This window comes from Neobacillus canaveralius, assembly GCF_047237705.1.
Lineage (GTDB): Bacteria > Bacillota > Bacilli > Bacillales > Cytobacillaceae > Neobacillus > Neobacillus niacini_K.
The window spans coordinates 528,528-550,598 of the sequence record NZ_JBDFLL010000001.1 but is presented as its reverse complement, the minus strand read 5'-3'; the positions used below and the strand labels follow the sequence as shown (position 1 = coordinate 550,598).

At 37.7% G+C, this 22,071-nt stretch carries 16 protein-coding genes; 3 read left to right on the top strand and 13 right to left on the bottom strand.

Translation table 11 applies throughout. The annotated features are described in order from the left end of the window. Positions 1-24: 24 nt before the first annotated feature. Positions 25-996: an SMP-30/gluconolactonase/LRE family protein gene (locus ABC255_RS02680; protein WP_412991227.1), complete on the top strand. Its 972-nt coding sequence runs from the start codon at positions 25-27 to the stop codon at positions 994-996. Positions 997-1,454: 458 nt separating this feature from the next. Here ABC255_RS02680 and ABC255_RS02675 read toward each other — a convergent pair whose 3' ends face one another. Beyond that, positions 1,455-1,622, bottom strand: coding sequence for a hypothetical protein (locus ABC255_RS02675; RefSeq protein ID WP_412991226.1), 168 nt, complete (start codon positions 1,620-1,622; stop codon positions 1,455-1,457). 90 nt (positions 1,623-1,712) lie between these two features. On the opposite strand from ABC255_RS02675, the gene ABC255_RS02670 reads away from it, so the two are divergent. Then, positions 1,713-2,564: an alpha/beta fold hydrolase gene (locus ABC255_RS02670; RefSeq protein WP_412991225.1), complete on the top strand. Its 852-nt coding sequence runs from the start codon at positions 1,713-1,715 to the stop codon at positions 2,562-2,564. Then, positions 2,564-3,763, top strand: coding sequence for a PP2C family protein-serine/threonine phosphatase (locus ABC255_RS02665; RefSeq protein ID WP_412991224.1), 1,200 nt, complete (start codon positions 2,564-2,566; stop codon positions 3,761-3,763). The genes ABC255_RS02670 and ABC255_RS02665 overlap by 1 nt, the downstream gene beginning before the upstream one ends. 152 nt (positions 3,764-3,915) lie before the next feature. Here ABC255_RS02665 and ABC255_RS02660 read toward each other — a convergent pair whose 3' ends face one another. The 12 genes from ABC255_RS02660 to ABC255_RS02605 all read right to left on the bottom strand — a co-directional run bounded on the left by ABC255_RS02660 (position 3,916) and on the right by ABC255_RS02605 (position 21,978). Further along, positions 3,916-5,964 carry a catalase gene (locus ABC255_RS02660; RefSeq protein WP_412998462.1) on the bottom strand — a complete coding sequence of 683 codons (2,049 nt, stop codon included), beginning with the start codon at positions 5,962-5,964 and terminating at the stop codon, positions 3,916-3,918. A 636-nt stretch (positions 5,965-6,600) separates the two neighbouring features. Beyond that, positions 6,601-7,077 carry a peptidoglycan recognition protein family protein gene (locus tag ABC255_RS02655; RefSeq protein WP_412991223.1) on the bottom strand — a complete coding sequence of 159 codons (477 nt, stop codon included), beginning with the start codon at positions 7,075-7,077 and terminating at the stop codon, positions 6,601-6,603. Between the two features lie 9 nt (positions 7,078-7,086). Beyond that, the gene (locus ABC255_RS02650; RefSeq protein WP_412991222.1) at positions 7,087-9,498 is read right to left on the bottom strand and encodes a tetratricopeptide repeat protein; all 2,412 of its coding nucleotides are present in this window, start codon (positions 9,496-9,498) and stop codon (positions 7,087-7,089) included. 222 nt (positions 9,499-9,720) lie between these two features. Then, entirely contained in the window at positions 9,721-10,152 is a 432-nt protein-coding gene (locus ABC255_RS02645; protein WP_412991221.1) for a PTS sugar transporter subunit IIA, read from the bottom strand. Positions 10,153-10,250: 98 nt separating this feature from the next. After that, positions 10,251-10,535 (bottom strand): PTS sugar transporter subunit IIB, encoded by a 285-nt coding sequence (locus tag ABC255_RS02640; protein WP_412991220.1) that lies wholly within the window; start codon positions 10,533-10,535, stop codon positions 10,251-10,253. Between the two features lie 4 nt (positions 10,536-10,539). Then, positions 10,540-11,940, bottom strand: a complete 1,401-nt coding sequence (gene ulaA, locus ABC255_RS02635; protein ID WP_412991219.1) for a PTS ascorbate transporter subunit IIC — start codon at positions 11,938-11,940, stop codon at positions 10,540-10,542. A 138-nt stretch (positions 11,941-12,078) separates the two neighbouring features. Beyond that, complete coding sequence (locus tag ABC255_RS02630; RefSeq protein WP_412991218.1) at positions 12,079-14,115, bottom strand: BglG family transcription antiterminator; 2,037 nt, start codon at positions 14,113-14,115, stop codon at positions 12,079-12,081. Positions 14,116-14,204: 89 nt separating this feature from the next. Then, positions 14,205-15,278 carry a LacI family DNA-binding transcriptional regulator gene (locus ABC255_RS02625; protein ID WP_412991217.1) on the bottom strand — a complete coding sequence of 358 codons (1,074 nt, stop codon included), beginning with the start codon at positions 15,276-15,278 and terminating at the stop codon, positions 14,205-14,207. A 393-nt stretch (positions 15,279-15,671) separates the two neighbouring features. Continuing rightward, complete coding sequence (locus tag ABC255_RS02620; RefSeq protein WP_412991216.1) at positions 15,672-18,143, bottom strand: alpha-ketoacid dehydrogenase subunit alpha/beta; 2,472 nt, start codon at positions 18,141-18,143, stop codon at positions 15,672-15,674. A 5-nt stretch (positions 18,144-18,148) separates the two neighbouring features. Next, positions 18,149-19,537 carry a dihydrolipoyl dehydrogenase gene (gene lpdA, locus ABC255_RS02615; RefSeq protein WP_412991215.1) on the bottom strand — a complete coding sequence of 463 codons (1,389 nt, stop codon included), beginning with the start codon at positions 19,535-19,537 and terminating at the stop codon, positions 18,149-18,151. Between the two features lie 25 nt (positions 19,538-19,562). Continuing rightward, positions 19,563-20,933 carry a dihydrolipoamide acetyltransferase family protein gene (locus tag ABC255_RS02610; RefSeq protein WP_412991214.1) on the bottom strand — a complete coding sequence of 457 codons (1,371 nt, stop codon included), beginning with the start codon at positions 20,931-20,933 and terminating at the stop codon, positions 19,563-19,565. 292 nt (positions 20,934-21,225) lie between these two features. Continuing rightward, positions 21,226-21,978: a GntR family transcriptional regulator gene (locus ABC255_RS02605; protein WP_412991213.1), complete on the bottom strand. Its 753-nt coding sequence runs from the start codon at positions 21,976-21,978 to the stop codon at positions 21,226-21,228. Between the last annotated feature and the right edge of the window lie 93 nt (positions 21,979-22,071).

Sequence of the window (22,071 nt, the reverse complement as noted above, 5' to 3'; positions counted from 1 at the left end):
TTAAAAAAGGAGGAATGTATAAAAATGAAAAAAAGAGCATTAGCAGTAGCTGTACTAATCATACTCTCCCTTATTACTGTTACAGTCGTTGGAGCAAAATCGTTATATGTAACTAAACCAGTACCAAAAGAGGAAAGACATTCTATTTCTGAAATTGTTCATCCTAATAGTCAGTGGGAAAAGGTGGCTGCCGGAAGTGGATTTATGGAGGGCATTAATTTCGATCGTAGCGGGAATATTTGGATGGTTAGTCCGCCTACAGGTGAAATTATTAAGGTCGAAGACGATAAGCTTTCAATCGTAGAAACATATGTAGGGGACCTCCCTGTAGGGACAAAGTTTCACAAGGATGGACGTCTTTTTATCACAGATGTTACTGGAAAACTTTACGCCTATGATCCAGTTACTAGAGAGCGCACGACCATTGTTGATTCTTACAATGGCAAACCTTTAAATGGACTAAATGACCTCGTATTTGACCAATCAGGCGGACTTTACTTTACAGAGCCAATGGGATCCAGTGCAACGAAACCAGTTGGCCGTGTCTTCTACCTGCCGCCGAATAGTAAAGAACCCATACTCTTTCAAGAAGGTATTGCTTATCCTAATGGAATTGCGATTTCAGCGAACGGTCAACGTGTTTATATCTCTGAATTCGCTACAAATCGAATTATCTCTGTACCTTCTAAAAATGCTAAAGATGCGCGTGAAACACCGTTTGTATTCGGTCAATTTGAAGGAGGAATCGGCCCAGATGGCTTGGCCGTCGATACAGAGGGCAATCTTTATGTAGCCCATTTCCAGGCTGGCGAAATTGTCGTACTTGATGCTAGTGGATTTAAATACGGTACCATTCGCCTGCCTAAGGATGCGGAGACTTTTACCACTAATCTGACTTTTCATAATGGATACCTTTATGTAACCGAGTCATTGAAAAATGAAGTCTGGCGAATTAAGGTCAAAAAGGAAGGTTTGCAGCCTTACGGGTTGCAATAGTTATTAATAATAGGGTTTATTACTGATAATTTATAGCCAGTAAATTATCTTTACTCCCTTCTACAAAAATCTCTCGGATTTTCTGGGGCTGACACAAAACCTTGTGACAGTCCCCTTTTTTGTTGTTTCAAGAGAGGATAACAAATTCTTTTTGTTTTTAATACTCGTGTCTATACTCTTCTTTTACCAGTTGGAAAGGAACCCGCACGGGATAACCTTTTGAAAAACGACCTTTTACTGCTGACGCTGAAAATAAAAAAAACCTTTGATTTATAAAATCAAAGGTCAAAGTTGGAACTTAGTGGTCTAGGCTAAGTCCATTATAGGAGGTCTAAACTCTGAAGAATTTAAACTATTATTATAGTAACATGTATTGCATTTTTATTCAATATACCTTATTTTTATGCAAGCGCTTTTTTTATTGCTTTTCCACCCACAGATAAAAGTTGGTTCTTTCACTAAAACATACGAGAAGCCACTTCCTTCATAATACTTAAAATGCCTACAGGTACATTTGGCACCTTTCTTTCCACTCTGATACTTACATTTAATAATCGGCGTTTTTTTTTCATGGCAGCTATGGCTGGCTTAATAAGGACAATTAGTTCAATATAACACTTTTTCAAAGTGAGGCCTTAAGTACTACAAGAGAAAACCCCATTTTTTGGATGTAAGTGATATGATAGATATATATAATAATAGAAAGGAGAATCAGGATGGACCAGAACATTCTATTTCGGAATAATGTGAAGATTAAAGGCAAAGGTAAACAATCAATCATTTTTGCTCCTGGCTTTGGCTGTGACCAAACAGTTTGGAAGTCAGTTGCCGAAGCCTTCGAAAATGATTACCAAGTCATTTTATTTGATTACGTAGGTTCGGGTCGTTCAGACATACATGCTTATGACTCGAAACGATATAGTAGTCTTGCAGGATACGCACAAGATGTACTAGATGTTTGTGCAGCCTTAGACTTAAAAGATACTGTATTTGTTGGCCACTCTGTTGGGAGCATGATTGGTATGCTAGCATCATTGCGTCATCCTGAGTACTTCTCTCGTCTCGTTATGATCGGCCCTTCTCCATGCTACCTAAATGATCCTCCGCATTATTACGGCGGTTTTGAAAAAGAGGAGCTTTTAGGCTTGATTGATATGATGGACAAAAATTACATAGGTTGGGCAAATGTTTTTGCCTTAACGGTAACCAATAATCCGGAGCTGCCAGAGGTTAAACGTCAACTGGAAGAACGTTTTTGTTCCACTGACCCTATTATTGCACGTGAATTTGCGGAGGCTGCTTTTTTCGCCGATAACCGCTCCGATTTAAAAAAAGTAACAGTACCGTCACTAATTTTACAGTGTTCCAATGATATTATTGCTCCATTAGCAGTAGGAGAGTATATTCATCATCATCTTCCTAATAGTATGCTAAAAATAATGGAGGCAACGGGACATTGCCCTCATATGAGTCATCCCGAGGAGACGATTCGCCTAATCACCCAATACCTGAACGAAGCATCTGTATCTGTAGAAGGTAGCTTAGTGGGTAGAGGGGTTAATTTTTGATGGACGAACAATTGAATCATGCACCTTGTGGGTTTCTAACTCTGTCAGAAGATGGACTCATTTTAGAAATTAATCAAACTTTGCTCAAGATACTCAATTACAGCCAAGATTCATTAATAGGACAGCATGTCAATTCTATCCTCACTGTCCCTGCCCGTCTGTTTTTACAATTCTATTTTTTTCCACTAGTAAAACTTGAACATCGGGTAGAGGAAATGTATATTTCACTAGAGACAAGTAAGGGAGAAGAGATTCCCGTTCTTATCAACGCTCTCCTAAAGAGGAAAGAGACAGTGGATTGTATTATTATTCCAATGCGTAAAAGGAACGAATACGAAAATGAATTGCTTCTGGCAAAAAAGGAAACCGAAAAAGCGTTAAAAGCAAAGCATGAAGCGATGGCGGAATTAGAGACCACCCTTAAAAAGCTGGAAATTCAAAAAGAAGCACTACTTGAACTGAACCAACAAAATCAAAAATATAAAATAGAAACAAAGAAAGAGTTAGAGCTGGCTAGAATCATTCAAGAAACATCAATAACCGAACCGATTAACAATGATTACTTTCAAATGGAAGTATTCTATAATGCCTCTGGTGAATTATCCGGTGATATCTATGGGATTTATCAAATTGACCCATATCGCTATGGAATCATTCTGCTTGATGTGATGGGCCATGGTATTTCTTCAGCATTAATCACAATGACGCTTCATTCTCTGTTTCAAAGATTGATTTCAGCAGGATTTACTGTTGATCTTGTGATGAAAGAACTGGATAGCCACCTTCACAAATTGTTTGATAACAACGAGGAGGCTAGGCATTATTCTACCGGCATCTATCTTTTAATCGATACAGAAAAACAAAAAATTGATTATGTCAATGCAGGTCATCCGCCTGCTTTATGGCAGGACCCTAACGGGACACAATATGAATTAAGTTCTACAGCCCCACCACTTGGAACATTTGAGGGTGTTGTATTTAAAACAAATACTTTTACCTACAAAAAGGGAGGCAGACTGCTCCTTTACACAGATGGTGTTGATCCCCTTGCTACAGACTATTTAGCTCCATTATTAAGGAAAACGACATCATTACCTTTATGTAAATTGAAAGAGGAAATTTTACAGGCCCTACATTATGAAAAAAATGTATATCATAAGAGCGATGACGAATCCTTTATTCTTGTTGACTTCAAATAAAATTCCATAACAAAAACAAATAGAGTAGGCGCATGAAAAATTCATGCGCCTATCTCAAAACCGGCCGTGAAACTCTCATCTCACCCATCTCCTATTATTCAGCCGCAGGCTTAAGGATACAGCAGCCCCCAAAGTCTACACTGCGTTTAAGTTTAAACGATTTGGCGGTCCCAGTGACGGTGAGCAGAAATAGCGGTTACAAAGTCCTCTGCAAACTCTCTCATTCCATCTCCAATTACAACGCCGGGACTGTTAATGAAATTTCCCGCTTGCAGCCATTTTATGCCTTCGTGTGTGGCACCAATCGGCTTGAAGTGAGAGAATGCCTCGTTAATAAAATAGGCTGCGTTTTGGTTAAACTTCTTACATTCAATATTTCCACCAACCGCATAGATAGCATCGAATAACACGGAATCCCCCGTTAAAAAAGTATGGTTAACTTCCAGCTCTGAACCATCAGAACCTTTGCATGTTCCGAGCTTATCACTAATGATTTCAATTTGAATGCCTTCTGCTATTAATGCTTTCAATACTTCCAATACATCAGCACCGTTAAAATCGTTGCTAATAATTACACCTACTTTACGTGTTTTAGGCTGTTTCTTTGTATTTATCTGGCTAAGTGCTGGTGATGATTTGATTACTTGTGAGACTTCTCCTTGAGCTTGAGGCTGGGTTGCACCGATTTCATCCGCAATAGCCATTGAGAGCTCTAAACTAACATTAGCAAACATATCGACCACCTGCTGCTGCACATATTTACTCTTTACTTTTCCCAGCTCAAAACTGAACGCGTCAAGGATGTGCGCTTTTTCAGTTTTACTCATACTGTTCCAAAACAGGCTAGCTTGAGAGAAGTGATCCTTAAAGCTTTCACTGCGGCCTCGTACCTTTCTGCCTTCTATTTTTTCCTGATAATGAACATACCCACCTTCTTCTTCAGTTGCGGGAATGGGTGTATTTGAAGCTAGTGAATTATTATGGTAGTTAACTTGCCCTTTGTTAATGGTTTGACGTCCATAGCCATCACGCTGATTATTATGGAACGGACAAACAGGTCGATTTATCGGCAGCTCATGAAAGTTTGGACCTCCAAGGCGAATTAATTGTGTATCTGTATAGGAAAATAAGCGGCCCTGAAGCAAAGGATCATTCGTGAAATCGATACCTGGTACAACATGACCTGGGTGAAATGCTACTTGCTCTGTTTCAGCAAAAACATTATCGACATTTCGATTCAATGTCATTTTCCCAATGATTTTTACCGGTACTTCTTCTTCAGGCCATAATTTTGTCGGATCGAGCACATCGAAATCAAATTTAAATTCATCTTCTTCCTCTATCATTTGGACACCTAATTCATACTCAGGAAAATTGCCGCTTTCAATTGATTCCCATAAATCACGGCGATGAAAATCAGGATCTTTTCCTGAGATTTTCTGCGCTTCATCCCACACTAGTGAATGAACGCCCAATATAGGCTTCCAGTGAAACTTCACAAAACGCGCTTTACCTTGATGATTAACAAATCGGAAGGTGTGAACGCCAAACCCTTCCATCATACGAAAGCTTCGTGGAATCGCACGGTCTGACATATGCCACATGACCATATGGGCAGTTTCTTGATTATTCGCGACAAAGTCCCAAAATGTATCATGAGCCGTTGCTGCTTGTGGAATCTCATTATGAGGCTCGGGCTTGAGAGCATGTACTAAATCTGGAAATTTAATCGCATCCTGAATGAAAAAAACCGGAATATTATTGCCAACTAGATCATAATTACCTTCTTCAGTATAAAATTTTGTCGCGAAACCACGGACATCTCTAACGGTCTCAGCTGACCCCCGTGAGCCTGCTACAGTTGAAAATCGAACAAACACAGGCGTTTTAACAGACGGATCCTGCAAAAAATTTGCCTTTGTATACTCTTTCATCGACTCATACACTTCAAACTCACCATGTGCAGCGTAGCCGCGTGCATGCACAACACGCTCTGGAATACGCTCATGATCAAAGTGGGTCATCTTTTCGCGAAAATGAAAATCCTCCATTAACGTCGGACCACGTTCACCTGCTTTTAAGGAAAACTCATCCTCCGAAACCTTTAATCCCTGATTGGTTGTCATTTGTTTGCCTTCATCATTAACCCGGAACTGCTCTAGCTGCTCATTTTTACTGTTTTCATTCACTTTCTTCCCCATGCCGTTCATGATCGTTCCTCCCTTTAGGTATTTATTATGTAGAAACATTACATAATTTCGTACCCTAGTAAGAGTTGGATTAAACATGTTTTTGCAAATTCTGTCACTTTGATTCTTGATTAATATCTCGACAGTTTTCTTCTCCCACGGAGTAGCAAACAAATAAGGTCAAACCCTCTTAATAAAAAAGAACTTTTACCAGTCTCTGATAAAAGTCTCGTCGAGTATATAGTTCCTTACTTACCGATCAGGATCATTCCTGGAACACAGTTCATTGAAATAGACAGTATATCAATTCCTTATAAATAAGAAGTCTTTTTGAGTAACCAGCGAAAGTGAATAAACGGAGGTTTTCCGCTTATTTACCGAATGTAGCTTGTTTCGGGGTATATAAGCGGAGGTTTTCCGCTTATTCAAAAATAAATTGCCTATTCTACCGCTTTTCGAACCAATAGGCGGAATCTCTCCGTCTATTAAGGCTAGTTTCCATGCTTTTTTCTGATTAAGCGGAATTCTTCCGTCTATATGTCAGATTGGGCGCTTAGCCTGTCTTATCCTCATTAAGAGCCACCCCAACCATAAGGGGAGGCATTTATTTACTTATGGTCAGGTTCACCGTAACGAGTCAAAATGAGGTTAGGCCTTACGAATAAATTCCCGAAACTGATCCATATTAAAGTTTTTTCCGGGGCAGGTTTTGGTTATATCCTTTAACTCACGATGACCTACCACTTGAGATACGGAAACACTGAATTCCTTCATTAAATAAGAACACAGTTTTTTTGCAGATGCTAGCTGCTCTTCTGTCGGATAGTCGATATCAAAATTTCCAGTCAAACAAATGCCTAGTGAAACTTCATTATAATGAAGAGCATGAGCTCCAACACTGTAACCTCTTCCCTTGATAATCTCACCATTTTCTTCAATAAAAAAATTATAGCCAATGCCGCTCCATTGACGTTCCGTTTGATGAAAGGAGTGAGTTTTAAAGACGTCCCAGCCCTGTTCCTGTGCATGATGAATAACAATATATTTCACTTCATTCTTTAATGGCTCCAGTGGTTCGGTAAATTTCAGATGAACATCCTTTACAAATTCGGGAGCTTTTAACATAATAACCTCCTAAAAATCAAGAAATACACAATCATGCTGAATGACTTGATTGTTGATTTGATCTAAAACACTTTCTGATTGATGATAGCGGAAGTGGTTCTCCCCATAAATTTCCCTTTTTATATGTAGACATTTTTCAATATGATTGATTACGACTGCCTGATCATCTAAAAGATAGGATAAGACCGAAAGATTATGGTAAACCTTTGCTGCTTCAGCTGATAGTTCCCCCACATTTTCAATGGCGATGGCTAATGCTTTTTGATAAAGAATACGGGATTTACGATATTTCCGCTGCCTTATATATATATTACCCAAATGATTAAGGGCTTGGCTAAAGTTAACATGGTTCATGTCAAAAACTTTTTTCCCTAACTTAATAACTTCAATTCCCATAGAAACAGCCAGCTCATATTCCTTTTTATCGTGATAAAAATAAACAAGACTAATATAAGCCGCGATCACCTTACCACCATCATAATTCTCAGGTCTTTTCCGAATTTCAATAGATTCTAAGTAAAGTGGCTCTGCCTCCTCAAGCCTTCCCAAATCCTGATAAAGCGTGGCAAGATTGTTGGCCGATAAGGCGACTCCTAGATGGTTTTCTCCTAAGATTTGCTTCCGAATTCGCAAAGAGCTCTGATACAATGGCTCCGCTTCCTCATATTTCCCCTGATTATGAAAGATTGTCGCCAGCCCATAATATGTTTTTGCGGTAAAGCTGTCATTTACCCCATATGCACTCTCCGCAATCGTAACAGCTTTCTCGAACAATTCTTCCGCTTCCGGATATTTTGTTTGTTTAAAATAAATAAAGGCCAAATCATACACAATGACGGCAAGCCACTTATTATTCCTCTCGATTGGTGTCTGTTCAAGAAATCCAATGAGCTGTTGGTGCAGAGGAATAGAGACCTCCCATTTTCCGTAGACAAAAAAACTGGAATCCTCTCTACGGAACCATTCTATAAATTCATCGATTGCCATTAAATCCTTCACAGCTAAACTAAACCCATGGAAGAATGACTCCCCCAGCCAAAAAGCGGGTTTTTCCACCGTTGATTTGAATGAATGCTGGCTGAGGAGTGAAGCAAAGTATTGATAAAGAAACAGATTCCCTTCCGTAAATTTATAATTACCCATAAAATCTCGAAGACTTTCACGCATTAAAGCATGCATTTCCCATCTTCCATCTGCACCTAATTTGATAAAGGAAAAATAAGTAAGGTCATCCAAATCATCATCATTAAATCCAATATCAAACCGTTTCATCAGGATGTTATATAATTCACGGTCCCAAGAACGGGTCAGGGCCAACAGCTCCAGTGCCCTTCGCTCCCCTTTTGTAAGATATCTCATAAAACGACTAAACAGTTTTTCCACATTTTTCTTAAATTGGAAATCCTCCTGAACAGGAGTCCTTTCCCTTGAAATTCTTTTATATAAATCTATTGAAAGCTCAATGGAGTAAGGCAGCCCCTCGGAATAGTCTAAAATCTTAGAAATAATCTCTTCCTCATGTATGCCATGCTGTTTTAAAATCTCTCTCCCATCCTCTTTCCTTAAGGAAGGAATTTCCTGTTGTTGAATGACCGCTCTCCAATTTTGGTCTATTTCCTCCCAGCGAAGCCTCTCACGCCCAAAGATCACCCATGTTACGTTAGGAGTGACTTGAATCCAATCTCGGATCCATTCGTCTACGTATGACTCATAGCCTTTTAACCGCTGATCTTGCCATAAAGCTTCGTATGTATCAATAAAAATATAGACATTGGTGGAAGTTCTCTCGATAAATCCCAACAAATCCTCACTGAAAATCTCAGGCAAGTATGAAAGAAGCTCTGAAGCTTCTTTTTCTGCTAATAAAGATAAATAACTCATCTTCTGTTCATCTAAATATCTTTTTATTAATTTATGACCTTTATGAAATAGATTATAGATTTTAGAAACAAGACTAATTCCTGGAATTTCCTCAATGGTATTGACGACGTCTAATAAGAAATCACTCTCATCTAATAGCGGAGCCGTTGATTCCTTTAAAGCCAGATGGGGGTATGCTTTATTCATATAAAGCGTATAGGCAATATCAAAGAAAGCAAAATTCATTTTATATTTTTTTCCCAAAGACTTTCTTAAATGGATAAGCGCATTTTCTTTTTCTTGATACCCTTTCGTCTCAAAATTCAAAACACATGCAGCATTATTTTGATTTTGCTCAATTCTTTTAACCATCTGTTTTCTTAAAGTGGTTTTCCCAATGCCCCCTACCCCATAATACATACAAACTTTATATGTTTCAGATGATAGAGGCGTTTGGTTTTCCTCAGCAAAGAAATCCATCATAATTTCATCTCGCCCAACGAATATATCATTAGACCCTTGAACCAACTTATCTGCTAAACTCCGCCTCTTAAACACCACTGTTACTTTCCCCCCATATTTTTCCGATCTCTTTTAAGAACCAATAGGTAATTTTTCCTCTATTCTGATTATATATGATTGGTAAGTAGTAGAATAAAAAAACTATATTACTATTTTCACATTTAAGTAGAAAAAGAAAAGAAGCATGAAATCACAAGAGATCTCATACTCCTTTAAGTCTTTACATTTACTAAATCCAAAACAGTGTATTACTCTATTTCTCTACTGTACACATAAAAACTCTTCATATAACTTTTCAGCGTCGTTTATTCCAATTAATGATTGGATTCGGTCCTCATTCGAAATAATTTCCGCAATTGCTTGTAACGCACCTAAATGGCTCTGTGAATCCTCGGCAGCTAAGGTAATAACAAGTCTGACTGTATCACTTTTTCCCTTGAAAGTTACAGGTTCCTTTACTAGCGTTACAGATAACTGCCTGCGAATGACTCCATCCTCCGGGCGTGCATGCAGAAGTGCTACATCAGGACACAGAACATAGTAGGCACCATGTTTTTCCGTCAACTCAATGATTTTCTTAGGATAATTTCCCGTGATGTACCCTTGATCTATTAAGTTTTTTGTGGATATATAGACAACCTCTTGCCAGTCCGTAACACAATCTAGAATTTGAACGTTTTCCTTTTGTAACATATCCGAAATCATCCCATAATACCTTCCCTTATTCATAATATGTTTTCATTTTAAGTAAGTGGGTATGCTTTTTGAAACGCTTTCAAAATATTCCACTTTTATCTAATACTCTCCACATAAGCTGATAACTTCGTTTCAAGTTCATTAATATCTGTCAATCTATCAAGCGGAATCGTATCCCCTGCTTTCAAGCATTCTTCATATACATCAGAAGAACAGATATATAAGTCTGCAGCTCCTGGAAAAGCATCATAAATACCAGCATGATTTACTTCAACATCACTCATGTTTAACTTATCCAATACCTTCTTTAAGTTCATTTCAACAATAAAGGATGAACCCATACCTGAAATACAGCAACATAGTATTTTACGAATTTTCATATAACTACTTCCCTTCAGATATATTTCTCTCAGTTATACCAGGTCTGCCGGAGGTCATTACTGACCAAACAATTGGAGCCAAGGATAGGAGAATAATAACAATGAATAGTCCGAAACTAGAAATGAATCCACCTATTTGTGTATTAAAAATACCTATAATAGCTGAATCCCCTCCGCCGAATGTTGTCCCTTCAACAAACACTTTACCAAATTTAATCAATAATGCTGGGAATAGGGCAATGATAAATCCGGTAAACACTGAGCCAATGATTACACCTCTTAAACCACCTTCCTGATTACATAGACACCCAGCTGTTGCACCATAGAAGAAAGCCGTAAACAACGTGGGAAGAATCAAAGGAAGTTCAAATATAGTTCCAATTAATAGAATTTGAACAAAAAATGCTGCCAGACCGCCTACCGCTGCACTAATGAAGCCAATTAAAACTGAATTTGGCTGATATGGATATAAGATAGGAATATCCAACGCTGGGATAGCATCTGGGATAAACTTTTCAGCAACACCCTTAAATGCTGGAACAAGTTCTCCAACCACCATTCGAACCCCTGCTTGAATTAAGTAAATAGCCACAGCAAACTGTGCACCATGCATAATCGAAAAAATGATAAAGTTTGTACCAGCAAATGTCTCTTTTGCTAAATCTGGTGCTTGAATCATAGATAATATGGACACTGCGATGTAAACAATAACCATTGCCAAAGTCAAGGAAACGGTTAAGTCGCGTAGAACATTCCATGATTTTGAAATTTTGATATCTTCTGCAGATTTTTCTTTATTCCCTGTTAGACGGCCGACAATCATGGCGAGCCAGTAAAAGACAGTTCCACTATGTCCAATTGCTAAATCCTTCGTACCTGTTACTTTACACACTGATTTGTAAATTAACGCAGGGAAAACCGCCATATACGTACCTGTTAGTAAACCGCCGCTAATGATGATCTGCCATAACGGCATGTTTATTGCGTTTAAAGAAATCGCACAAACAGTTGAGACCCACATAATCTCATGTCCCGTTAGGTAGATAAATTTAAATTTAGAAAATCGTGCTTGAATGACGTTAACAACCAGGGCGATTGCCATTATGCCTGATAGCGCTGCACCAAACTTTGCGGAAGCAACAGCAAAAGCAGATTCATTGACTGGAAGTGTACCAGATAAATCAAAGGTACCTGCCATCAGCTTATCCAAAGGAGTAAGTGACCCAATAACAACGCCAGCCCCTGCGCTAATGATACCAAAACCAACTATGGTCTTAATAGTTCCTTTCATCGTATCAGCTGCTGATTTTCTCTGAATAATCAGACCGACCATCACAATTAAAGCAATGAGAATCGTTGGGTTGGATAAGAATTGTACGATAAAATTCAATATAGCATTTAACATAATCGAACCATCATCCTCCACTAATTTACTATAAATATGCATATTTATTAATTACAGTATCGCAAGAATGAAGTAGAACAAATAGTCCAATCTATTTCATTATTATTTGTGCAATTATTTTGAGTATTTTGACTACTGTTATTCTGCCTCGCTATATGCTTTATTTAAAATCCATAAAAATTCTTCTTTATCCTTTGCTTCAACCAACTGGTCGATTACATCAGGTTTCTCAGCAATAAATGCAATATTCTGCAAGATGTGCAAATGGTCCCTTTGATTTGGTGATGCCAGTACAAAAAGAAATTTTATATCCTTCTTCCCCATAATATTTAATTCATTCTTATAGATACTTAATGACACACCTAATTTAGAAACACCATCTTTTGGCTGTGCATGGGCAATGGCAATCTGCGGACTAATGACGAAATAAGGGCCATACTGATGGGCTAAAGATATAACTGCTTCTATATAATCTTTACTTATACTTTTGGTTGCAATTAATACTTCTGCTGTTTTTCGGATTGCATTTTCCCAGTCTTCTTCAACCTCTTGATAAACTTGCACACCATAAAGTTCAATCATATTGATAAGTGTAGCCTGAGGAGCAATTGGGGTATTTAATAAGGAACCACCTGAATTTATATAGCGATTTAACTCTTTTCTTATTTTTATATAAACATCCTCATTTACGTTCCGTTTAACAATATCAAGGAGTATTTTTAATTGTCTACTATCCGTGTTAAATTCAATATTTAAAAGCGTCATTATGGAAGCAATATTAGCCTTATCCTCTGCGGTTAAAATGGGGTTTACCAGAATGATTGGAAACTTACAATCAAAGTTTATGGTTGATATAACAAAATCAACTTGTAATTCTCCAGCATAGGAATTCACTTCAGTAGGTTTTATCGTATCAATTACCACAATATTTTCAAATTGATTCTCAACTTCTGACTTTAGCAATCTGGAACTTGTTATACCATTTAGGCAGGAAAGCAGGACATTCGCGTATGTTTTATTCTTTTTCACCTTTTGCATCGCCGCACCAAAGTGCATCGTTAAATAAGTGATTTCACTTTCAAATATTGGATAGGGGAATTTATCCTTTAGCTTTATGCAGCAAACTTGAGTCATTTTAAATAAATCAGCATAATTCTCTTTTATCTCATTCTGCAATGGATTGATAGTAGGGAGGGATAGAAGGTAATTATAGTAAGAAAGTTTCAAATGTGCATAGATGGAATTTACTAATTCCTCATGTTGTTCAAATTTCAAACAGGAAACCAATTCAAATGTCCCAACGATCTCCTCCGCAAGAGCTAGCAGGTAATAGTCCTTATCCTCATTTTTTGTCAAAAAATCTCGGTTATTTGTATAATTTAAGAGATAGATCATTAAATAAATTCGCTCGTGTGTGTAAAGTTCGTTGAAATATTGGTCGATAATCTTTAATTCTTTTGAACCCATAATGAAATTTTGATTAACTACATTGAACTGATACGTATCGGGTAACTCACGGATTAATAATAATAAGTAGGAAAGTGCTATTAAATCATTTTCATTAACAAGTAAATTCTGTGCCATTGATACCTTTTTTAAATTGCTGATGTATAGATCAATGGTTTCACGATTAAAAATATCTAAACTAGCATAGTTGTTATTCTTCAATAGCTGTGTAAGATAATGCAAAAAAACTGACCTTTTTCGAAAGGTATCCCCGTCCACATAGTAGCCTTTCTTTTTAGAATTCCTTAATTTCAACTGATAGTCTTCGAGTATCTTTTTTGTCTCTGCTAAATCATAAAGTGTTGCATTTTTAGAGATTTCAAATTTTTGTGCTAATGATTCTAAGCGTATGATGTTGTGAGAACTGATTGTACTGCAAATAATATAGCCGATTCGATCGTCCTTATTGAGAATGGTATTTTTTTTAGTTAAATAGTTTTTGACGGCTTCAATTTGCTCAGGCTGAAGGAAATAGGATCCCCCATTGCTCGCCAATTCACCCACGCCCAGAGCTTTTAGTAAATATCTAACATTCTCCAGATCATAATAGACCATCCTTCTTGATGATTTTGTAAGCTTGGCGATTCGATCAACAGACATTGGTAATTCTTCGTTAACCAGCACCTGTAGAATATTCCTTGTACCTTTTGATGGTATGTAAACCGACATATTACTTACTCCTTACTACTAAATTTTCCAAAACGGTTGTATGATAGCTATAAATACTCCCATATACCACCCCTTCAGTGAGTACTGTTTTAAATCAACTCTACTTGTCTATCAGCACATGATTCTCTAATAATTAAATGTGCATTAAATACAATTCTTCTTTCCCCTAGAACGTTAGATTCATCATCTTTTGAATTGATTATTTCTATTAGTTTTTCAATAGCAACCGTACCGATTTTTTCTGTATCTTGTGTAACCATTGTCAAAGGCGGATTGACAATCTGAGCGAGTTCAAAATCATCCCACCCTACTACTGATAGATCGTTTGGAATACTTAACTTCATCTCATTGATGGTTTTCAGCATCCCTGTCACTAGCTGATTATTCAGTGCAAACAGGGCTGTCAAATCTGGATTATTATTTAATAATTCACTAGTAAATTGTCTGCCCTCTTCTACTGTTGCTTTTTCTCCAAACCGAATATATTGATCCCGAGGCTCAATGTTATGGTCCTTCAGAGCTCTCTTATAACCCTCTATCCGCCGGTGCATGGTACTCGTATTTGTGCCAGCAATGATCCCAATATTTTTGTGGCCCTGTCCTACTAAATATTCAGTGGCTTTATAGGCACCGAAGTAATTATCGGTCAGTACACATAGTTCTTGTAAGAATGGGAGTTCCCTGTCAATATATACGGTAGGAATCCTTCCTGAATAAAACTTTTTAGAAGCAGCATCTAGTACTGTATCAGGGCTTAGTGTTGTCGCAATGATTATCCCATCGATTTGTTTGCTGTATAATGTTTTCAAACACTCTAATTCCTTTTGCGAATCCTCATCTGTATTAGAAATGATAACGGTATATCCTAATTTAGCTCCCGCTGCTTCAATCGCATTGACAATCTCACTGAAAAAGGGATTGCCAAACCTTCCAACAACAACTCCAATGGTTTTTGTCCTTTTATTTTTCATACTTTGCGCGATTGAATTAGGTATATAATTTAATTCCTTTACCACTTTTAATACTTTCTCTTTCGCTTTTAAGGAAACGCTTCCATAACACCCAATTACTCTTCCAACCGTTGCTTGTGAAACGCCTGCTTTTTTAGCGATATCTTTAATTGTCACTTGCTTATTTAATTCTGTATTTCTCGGATCACCCATTTGGAACACCTTTCTTAAACATAGAATTGGTAACACTTTCTCTATTAATTGTTATATGTTTTCTATGCAAGAACGCACTTATTTACCCACTATGAAACATTGTTATTAGAGTAGCGATTCATTTTGATAACGTTATCATTTTAGACGAAAAAAATATACGATGATGTTCTCATTTATTTTGTCTAAAGATGAATAGTGGATTATGTATTAGGTATTTTTTCTATAAATTTATAATTTACTATTTATTATTAGTATTTAATATATTCTGGCATTATCCTTAAGTCAATAAATTTTTTGATAACGTTATCAAATTTTCTTTCTAAGAAATGGAGCAGCTAGGATTACCTTCGTCATCTTAACTGCTCTCACTATTAAACTTCCTTCACGGTTCTATTAAACTCCAAACTTACTTCTGCGAATTTGTTCATTTTTAGTGAAATTATTGACGGGTACATAATCTTTTAACGGCATGATTTTTTCATGAATGGCATCAATAATCCAATCCGCCTGCGGGAAGAAATGATTCTCATATTCATAAGCAGGAGTAATCCAGTTTCTCGCACCGATGACTACAGGGGGTGCATCTAAATCATCGAAAGCCAAATCCGTAATATTGCGGGCAAGATCATTTATAATCGATCCCCGTTCTACTGCATCACTGACAATGACGATTTTCCCTGTTTTCTTAACAGATTCAAGAACTTTTTCATAATTAAAAGGAACGACAGACCTAGCATCAATGATTTCAGCTGACAACCCAAACTTTTCTTCTAAAATTTCAGCAGCTTCCACTGCTTTGTATAAAGAAGCACCTATAGTTAGGATGGTGATGTCCTTTCCTTCTCTCTTTACATCTGGTTCACCAATCGGTATTTCATAATACTCCTCAGGAACTCCTTCAAGATGGAACATCTCGCCGATATCATAAAGGCTTTGACTTTCGAAGAAAATCACTGGATCAGTTCCGTTTAATGCCGCATTTAACAAACCTTTTGCATCATACGGTGTAGCAGGATACACTACCTTTAATCCAGGAATGTGTGCCACCAATGATGTCCACTCCTGAGAATGCTGAGCTCCATATTTTGAACCAACAGAGGTGCGGAGCACAACAGGCATTTTAAGCGTTCCAGCGCTCATTGCCTGCCACTTAGCCAACTGGTTAAAAATTTCATCCCCTGCACATCCGATGAAATCAGCATACATGAGCTCAACCACTACCCGCCCGCCAGAAAGGGCATAACCTACAGCTGAGCCTACTATGGCTGCTTCAGAGATCGGAGAATTGAATAATCGGTGATATGGAAGAGATTCGGTTAATCCGTTATAGACAGCGTATGCACCGCCCCAATCACGATTTTCTTCTCCATATGCGATTAAAGTCGGATCTGTATAAAACTTATCAATTAGAGACTCGAACAGAGCATCTCTAAGCTGGAGTGTTTTCAGTTTGGATACCGGTTTCCCATCCTGAATACCTACCCTTATTTTCTTTTTAATCTGTTTTATTCTCGGGTTTTCCTCTTTCGGGATCAGTACCTCACATTCCCGGTCTTCCATTTTTTCAATGCTTTGATTTGAAAACATAAGGCTTGAAATATCATCTGGATATTGGATTAAATCCATTTTTGGTGAAATCTCTTCATCAATTGCTAGTTTGTATAATTTTAACATCATATCTTTGATATTTAGCTCAATGCCCAAGAGGTTGTTTTCATTCTCCACCTGTTCAAGCACAAGCTGCTGCTTAAAATGAACAATTGGATCCACTTCCGCCCATTTTTGGAACTCTTCTTTGCTGCGATATCCTTGTGGATCAGAAGGTGAATGTCCAGTCAAACGATAAGTCAGTGTATCTAAAAGGACTGGGCCTTTCCCCTGCTCAAGAATCTCTTTTTTACGCTTGATGGCATCAATAACAGCAAGCGGGTTATATCCATCTACTCTCTCCGCATGCATTTGCTCTGGGTTGACCGCCGCTCCTACCCTCGCTAAAAACTGATATCCTGCTGTTTCCCCAACAGGCTGGCCGCCCATTGCGTAAAAATTATTGAAGAAGTTGAAGATAATCGGAAGGCCACCGCGATACTCCTCATCCCAAAGCAACTTAAACTGGTCCATAGCCGCCATGTTCATGGATTCCCAGACTGGCCCTCTTGCCATAGAACCATCGCCGATATTTGCAATGACAATCCCTTTTTTCTTATTTACCTTCTTATAGAGCGAAGAGCCCATCGCAATGGGTGCAGAACCGCCAACGATAGCATTGTTAGGATAAATCCCAAATGGTGAAAAAAAGGCATGCATGGAATTACCCAATCCTTTTGTCAATCCTGTTTCCTTTCCAAACAATTCTGCTATCGTACCATAGATAAGAAAATGTACAGCCAATTCTTTTGTGTTCTTGACATCTTTACAATGTTCTTCAATGATTCTTAGTATTTTGCCATCAAAAAAGTCCTCCATGATGTTCACTAATTGCGCATCAGACAATTTTTCAATCGCAGATAAGCCTTTCGCGATAATTTCACCATGACTGCGGTGAGATCCAAAAATAAAATCATTTTCATCTAACAAATACGACTGGCCTACTGTAGCTGCTTCCTGACCGATCGATAAATGAGCCGGACCGCTGTATTTATAAGAAACCTCTTGATAAATATTGGAAGTTCTTAAAGATAGAAGCATCGACTCAAATTCGCGAATCATAAACATGTCACGATAAATTCTCACAAGGTCTTCCTTTGAGTACAAGGATTTTTCTTCTGCAAAACTCTTATTATATTGATTTATCGGAATCGAATTAAATTTAATTTCAAGATTACTCCTCTGCTCCACTGGATCAAGCAATAAATTTTTTGGCATATCCTTTAACCTCCAATTTTAATATACTGATGGATTGCATCCTTAATCACTTCTGAAACAGAAGGATGCGGAAAGACAAGCTGTTCAATGTCACTCGTTCGCATTTCGGTTTCTAACATCATGGCTGCTCCATAAATGATTTCTGACGCGTAATTACCTAATATATGAACACCAATGATTTGATTGTATTTTTTATCAATTACTATCTTAATAAAACCATTACGGTCTCCTTGTTCAACTACATAACGCCCGCTATAATTTAATGGAAGGTTAACCTTTGCATAATCAATTCCTTTTGCTATAGCCGATTCCTCCGTTTCACCAACATAGGCAACTTCGGGCGTTGTATAAATAACCGCAGGAATGGAGTGATAACGCATTTGTTCCTTTTTTCCTAATATTGTTTGAATACAAACCTCAGCTTCACGGTAGGCTGTATGAGCAAGCATAGACTTCCCATTAAGATCTCCAACTGCATACACGTTAGGAATATTGGTTTGCCCCGTCTCATCAGTAGAAACACAACCTTTAATCGTTTCTACTCCTATAGCCTCAAGCCCCAGGTTTTCAATGTTTGGTTTTCGGCCCGTACAAACTAAAATGTATTCAGAATCTACTCGAAATGTTTTTCCCTGTTTTTCATACGTCACTTGATGTTGATCAATCGACTGGACCTTGGCATTAAGCTCAAATTGAATTCCCTTTTGCTTGAGTATTTTTAGAAAGGTGGAGGAAATTTCACTATCTATTGGACCGCCAATTTGATTTTGCATTTCAATCACCGTAACCCTGCTGCCGGTCTTAGCAAAATACTCCGCCATTTCAAGTCCTATAACGCCTCCTCCAATAATGGTTAAGGATTCAGGGATATCCGGAATATCTAATATTTCTCGGCTGGTAAGGGCAATACCTTGATCCAGTGCCTCCCTTATACCTGGAATCGGCGGGATAACAGAACTTGCACCGGTTGCTAAAAGCAGCCGCTTACCTTTCACCATTACATCCCCAATGCCAACTAGGAAACCATCTGCCTGCCGCCTTAATATTTGGCCATACCCTTCGATAACCTCTACACCACTTGCTTTCAGCTGGCTGCGGATTCCGCTTCTTAATTGGGCAGAAACTTCATTTTTTCTTTTAAGCACTTTTTCATGATGATATTCGACATTGCTTGCTGTAACACCAAGAACCTCAGAATGCAAGGCATGATGGTAAACCTTAGCAGATTGGAGTAGGGTCTTGGTTGGGATACACCCTTCGTTTAAACAAACCCCGCCTAATTTATCCTTTTCAATCAAGAGTGTTTTCAGATTATTAGAAGCCGCCTGCAGGGCACCATGATAACCCCCTGGACCGCCTCCAAGAACAATCAAATCATAAACCATTATTTTCATCTGCCCCTCTTTAACTAGGAATATATTACTTGGCTAATAATAGGTCGAAATGTTCGAGATTAGTTGTTAAATCCTTCAGGAATCTTGCAGCTGGTGCGCCGTCCAATGCTCTGTGATCAAAGGTTAAGGAAAGCCCCATTGCAGGATAAGTAATGTCTTTTTCTTCCGTTTGTTTTACACGATAAACAATGGTGTTTACGCCAAGAATTCCGACTTGCGGCGGGTTAAGTACAGGTGTAAACGACTCGATTCCAAAACTACCAAGATTCGTAACTGTAAAACTAGCACCTTGCATCTCATGTGGTAGAATCGTTTCATCCTTACATTTCTGTACCATCTCATTACTCGCTTTTGCTAATTCAACTAATGATTTGGTATTGGACTCCACCAAAGTTGGAACGATTAAGCCTTTAGGAGTATCGACAGCCATGCCCAGGTGCACTGATTCAAATACGAGTAAATCATTATCGACTAAATGGGCATTTAAATTTTTGTGATTCATTAGTGTCCTAGAAACAGCAAAGAGAATCATATCGTTAAGAGTCACGTTTTCCAGACCGAGACTTTCCTTTTGCTTCTTTACTTTGTTTCGGTAGGCAAGAATGGTTGTTGCGTCAAAAGATGATGTTAAGGTTAGTTGAGCAGAATTATGTAAGGAATTCATCATATTCTTCGCAATAACTTTTCTCATACGATTTAAAGGCTGAACTTTGTAACCTGCTTGATCGTTAGTTGGCGGCTCTTCTACAGCTTTTTGTTCACTTGGTTTCGTTGAAGTAGTGCCAGAAACATCTTGAACGGTTACCCTTCCACCTAAACCAGTAGCTTTATCATTCCTATCAACAAGGATTCCAGCTGCTTTTGCTGCACTTGTATACCTAGGAGCCTTTTCAAGTAAACGTAATACATCATTTTCGATAATTCTTCCTGATGCACCAGATGGCTCTGCGAACCGATAATCAAGATGAAGTCTTTCTGCTGTTCTCTTTGCTCTTGGAGAAATTTTAAGACTAGAAGTTTCAACTGGTTCAAGGTTCTGATCATTTGCAGCTGCTGTTTGTTGTGCCTGAACAATCAGATCTGGTTTATGTTCTTTTTCATTCTTAAGTTGCTCAGAGCCTGCAGGGTCTTCGTTTAAAAGTTTTGAGAAATCCTCCCCTTCTTCTCCAATCACACCGATAGGAGTCAGAACCGGTACCTCATCTCCTTCTTCATAAAAAACCTCCAGCAGCACCCCTTCTGCTTCCGCTTCCACTTCAAACGTTGCTTTATCGGTTTCAACGGTTAATATGGATTCACCTACTGAAACCTTATCTCCTTTTTTCTTAATCCACTGACCAATCAAACTCGTGTCTCCCGACAAACCCATTTTCGGCATTTTAATGGCTGTTACCATTTTTATAATTCTCCTTATCTATAAAAATATTTTTTCAGAACAACTTTATTGATAGATATTTGATGTACAAAACAAACGAAAGTGATGTAAGAACGTTAGGTTGTCATTACCACTATATTTAAAAAATTTTCATGGAATGCATTTTTGTAGCTTATATGTAGCTTACACATCCTAATATCAGGTTGTCATTACCACTTAACACAAATTTTAGAGCATTTCTTATATTTCGTCAACAAAATTTTTTGAAAATTTCAACGTTTATATAATCTATGCTCTACTCTGTTCGATCATACTACTTATTAAATTTCAATTTTGCTTTAAAACTGCTTAAATCTCCGCGGAACCTTGAAATGGAGTATTCAAACACATCGCCATTTTCAAGAAAAGCAATAGTTTTCACTAATTGAATAGGTGAATTAGGTGAAATTCCGAGATGTTGGTAATCATTCTTGTCTACAATCACTGCTTCCAGACTTCGTTCACCATAATCAATGTTTAAGTGATAACGATTATGCAAAATATCATATAATGAGTTTTCTGTAAGATTTTCCTTCTCTAATTCAGGTGCAAGATTACATGGAATATATGTAGATACGAGAACAACTGGCTGCTCTTCTACATATCGTAATCTTTCAAGGTGATAGTATTGGTTATGATTTTTTCTGAACAATGTATTAAGTTCCATCGTTCCTTCAATCACTTGGATAGTAAGAACCGCTGTTTTTGTAGCTAAACCCTTTTTTTCATTTTCTTCTGAAAAACTCGTAAGACTTTCAAGATACCATTGACTTCGTTTCGGTTTATTAACAAAGGTCCCATAACCTTGCTTTCTTACTAATAGCTGACTGTTAACAAGCTCATTAATAGCTTGACGAACCGTTGGCCTGCTTATTTGATAGAGTTCGATTAATTCTCGTTCTGATGGAATCATTTCTCCATCTTTAAGTTCGCCTGATTCGATTTGATTCTTTAAAATTTCTTTTAGTTGGTAATATAGTGGTACTGGGCTATCTTTTTGAATGGTAGAGATTTTATTATTCCACATCTGGATACCTCATTTCCCCACATAAAGACATCATGTGGTTATTACCACCTTAATTTATATTTTATTATTTGATATGTCAATAGGGAAGCAAAT

Bases quoted from the DNA above. Each gene is read 5' to 3' on its own strand.
- ABC255_RS02680 (WP_412991227.1), top strand. From the start codon at position 25: ATGAAAAAAAGAGCATTAGCAGTAGCTGTACTAATCATACTCTCCCTT.
- ABC255_RS02670 (WP_412991225.1), top strand. From the start codon at position 1,713: ATGGACCAGAACATTCTATTTCGGAATAATGTGAAGATTAAAGGCAAA.
- ABC255_RS02665 (WP_412991224.1), top strand. From the start codon at position 2,564: ATGGACGAACAATTGAATCATGCACCTTGTGGGTTTCTAACTCTGTCA.
- ABC255_RS02660 (WP_412998462.1), bottom strand. From the start codon at position 5,964: ATGGGGAAGAAAGTGAATGAAAACAGTAAAAATGAGCAGCTAGAGCAG.
- ABC255_RS02655 (WP_412991223.1), bottom strand. From the start codon at position 7,077: ATGTTAAAAGCTCCCGAATTTGTAAAGGATGTTCATCTGAAATTTACC.
- ABC255_RS02645 (WP_412991221.1), bottom strand. From the start codon at position 10,152: ATGTTACAAAAGGAAAACGTTCAAATTCTAGATTGTGTTACGGACTGG.
- ABC255_RS02640 (WP_412991220.1), bottom strand. From the start codon at position 10,535: ATGAAAATTCGTAAAATACTATGTTGCTGTATTTCAGGTATGGGTTCA.
- ulaA (WP_412991219.1), bottom strand. From the start codon at position 11,940: ATGTTAAATGCTATATTGAATTTTATCGTACAATTCTTATCCAACCCA.
- ABC255_RS02630 (WP_412991218.1), bottom strand. From the start codon at position 14,115: ATGTCGGTTTACATACCATCAAAAGGTACAAGGAATATTCTACAGGTG.
- ABC255_RS02625 (WP_412991217.1), bottom strand. From the start codon at position 15,278: ATGGGTGATCCGAGAAATACAGAATTAAATAAGCAAGTGACAATTAAA.
- ABC255_RS02620 (WP_412991216.1), bottom strand. From the start codon at position 18,143: ATGCCAAAAAATTTATTGCTTGATCCAGTGGAGCAGAGGAGTAATCTT.
- lpdA (WP_412991215.1), bottom strand. From the start codon at position 19,537: ATGAAAATAATGGTTTATGATTTGATTGTTCTTGGAGGCGGTCCAGGG.
- ABC255_RS02610 (WP_412991214.1), bottom strand. From the start codon at position 20,933: ATGGTAACAGCCATTAAAATGCCGAAAATGGGTTTGTCGGGAGACACG.
- ABC255_RS02605 (WP_412991213.1), bottom strand. From the start codon at position 21,978: ATGTGGAATAATAAAATCTCTACCATTCAAAAAGATAGCCCAGTACCA.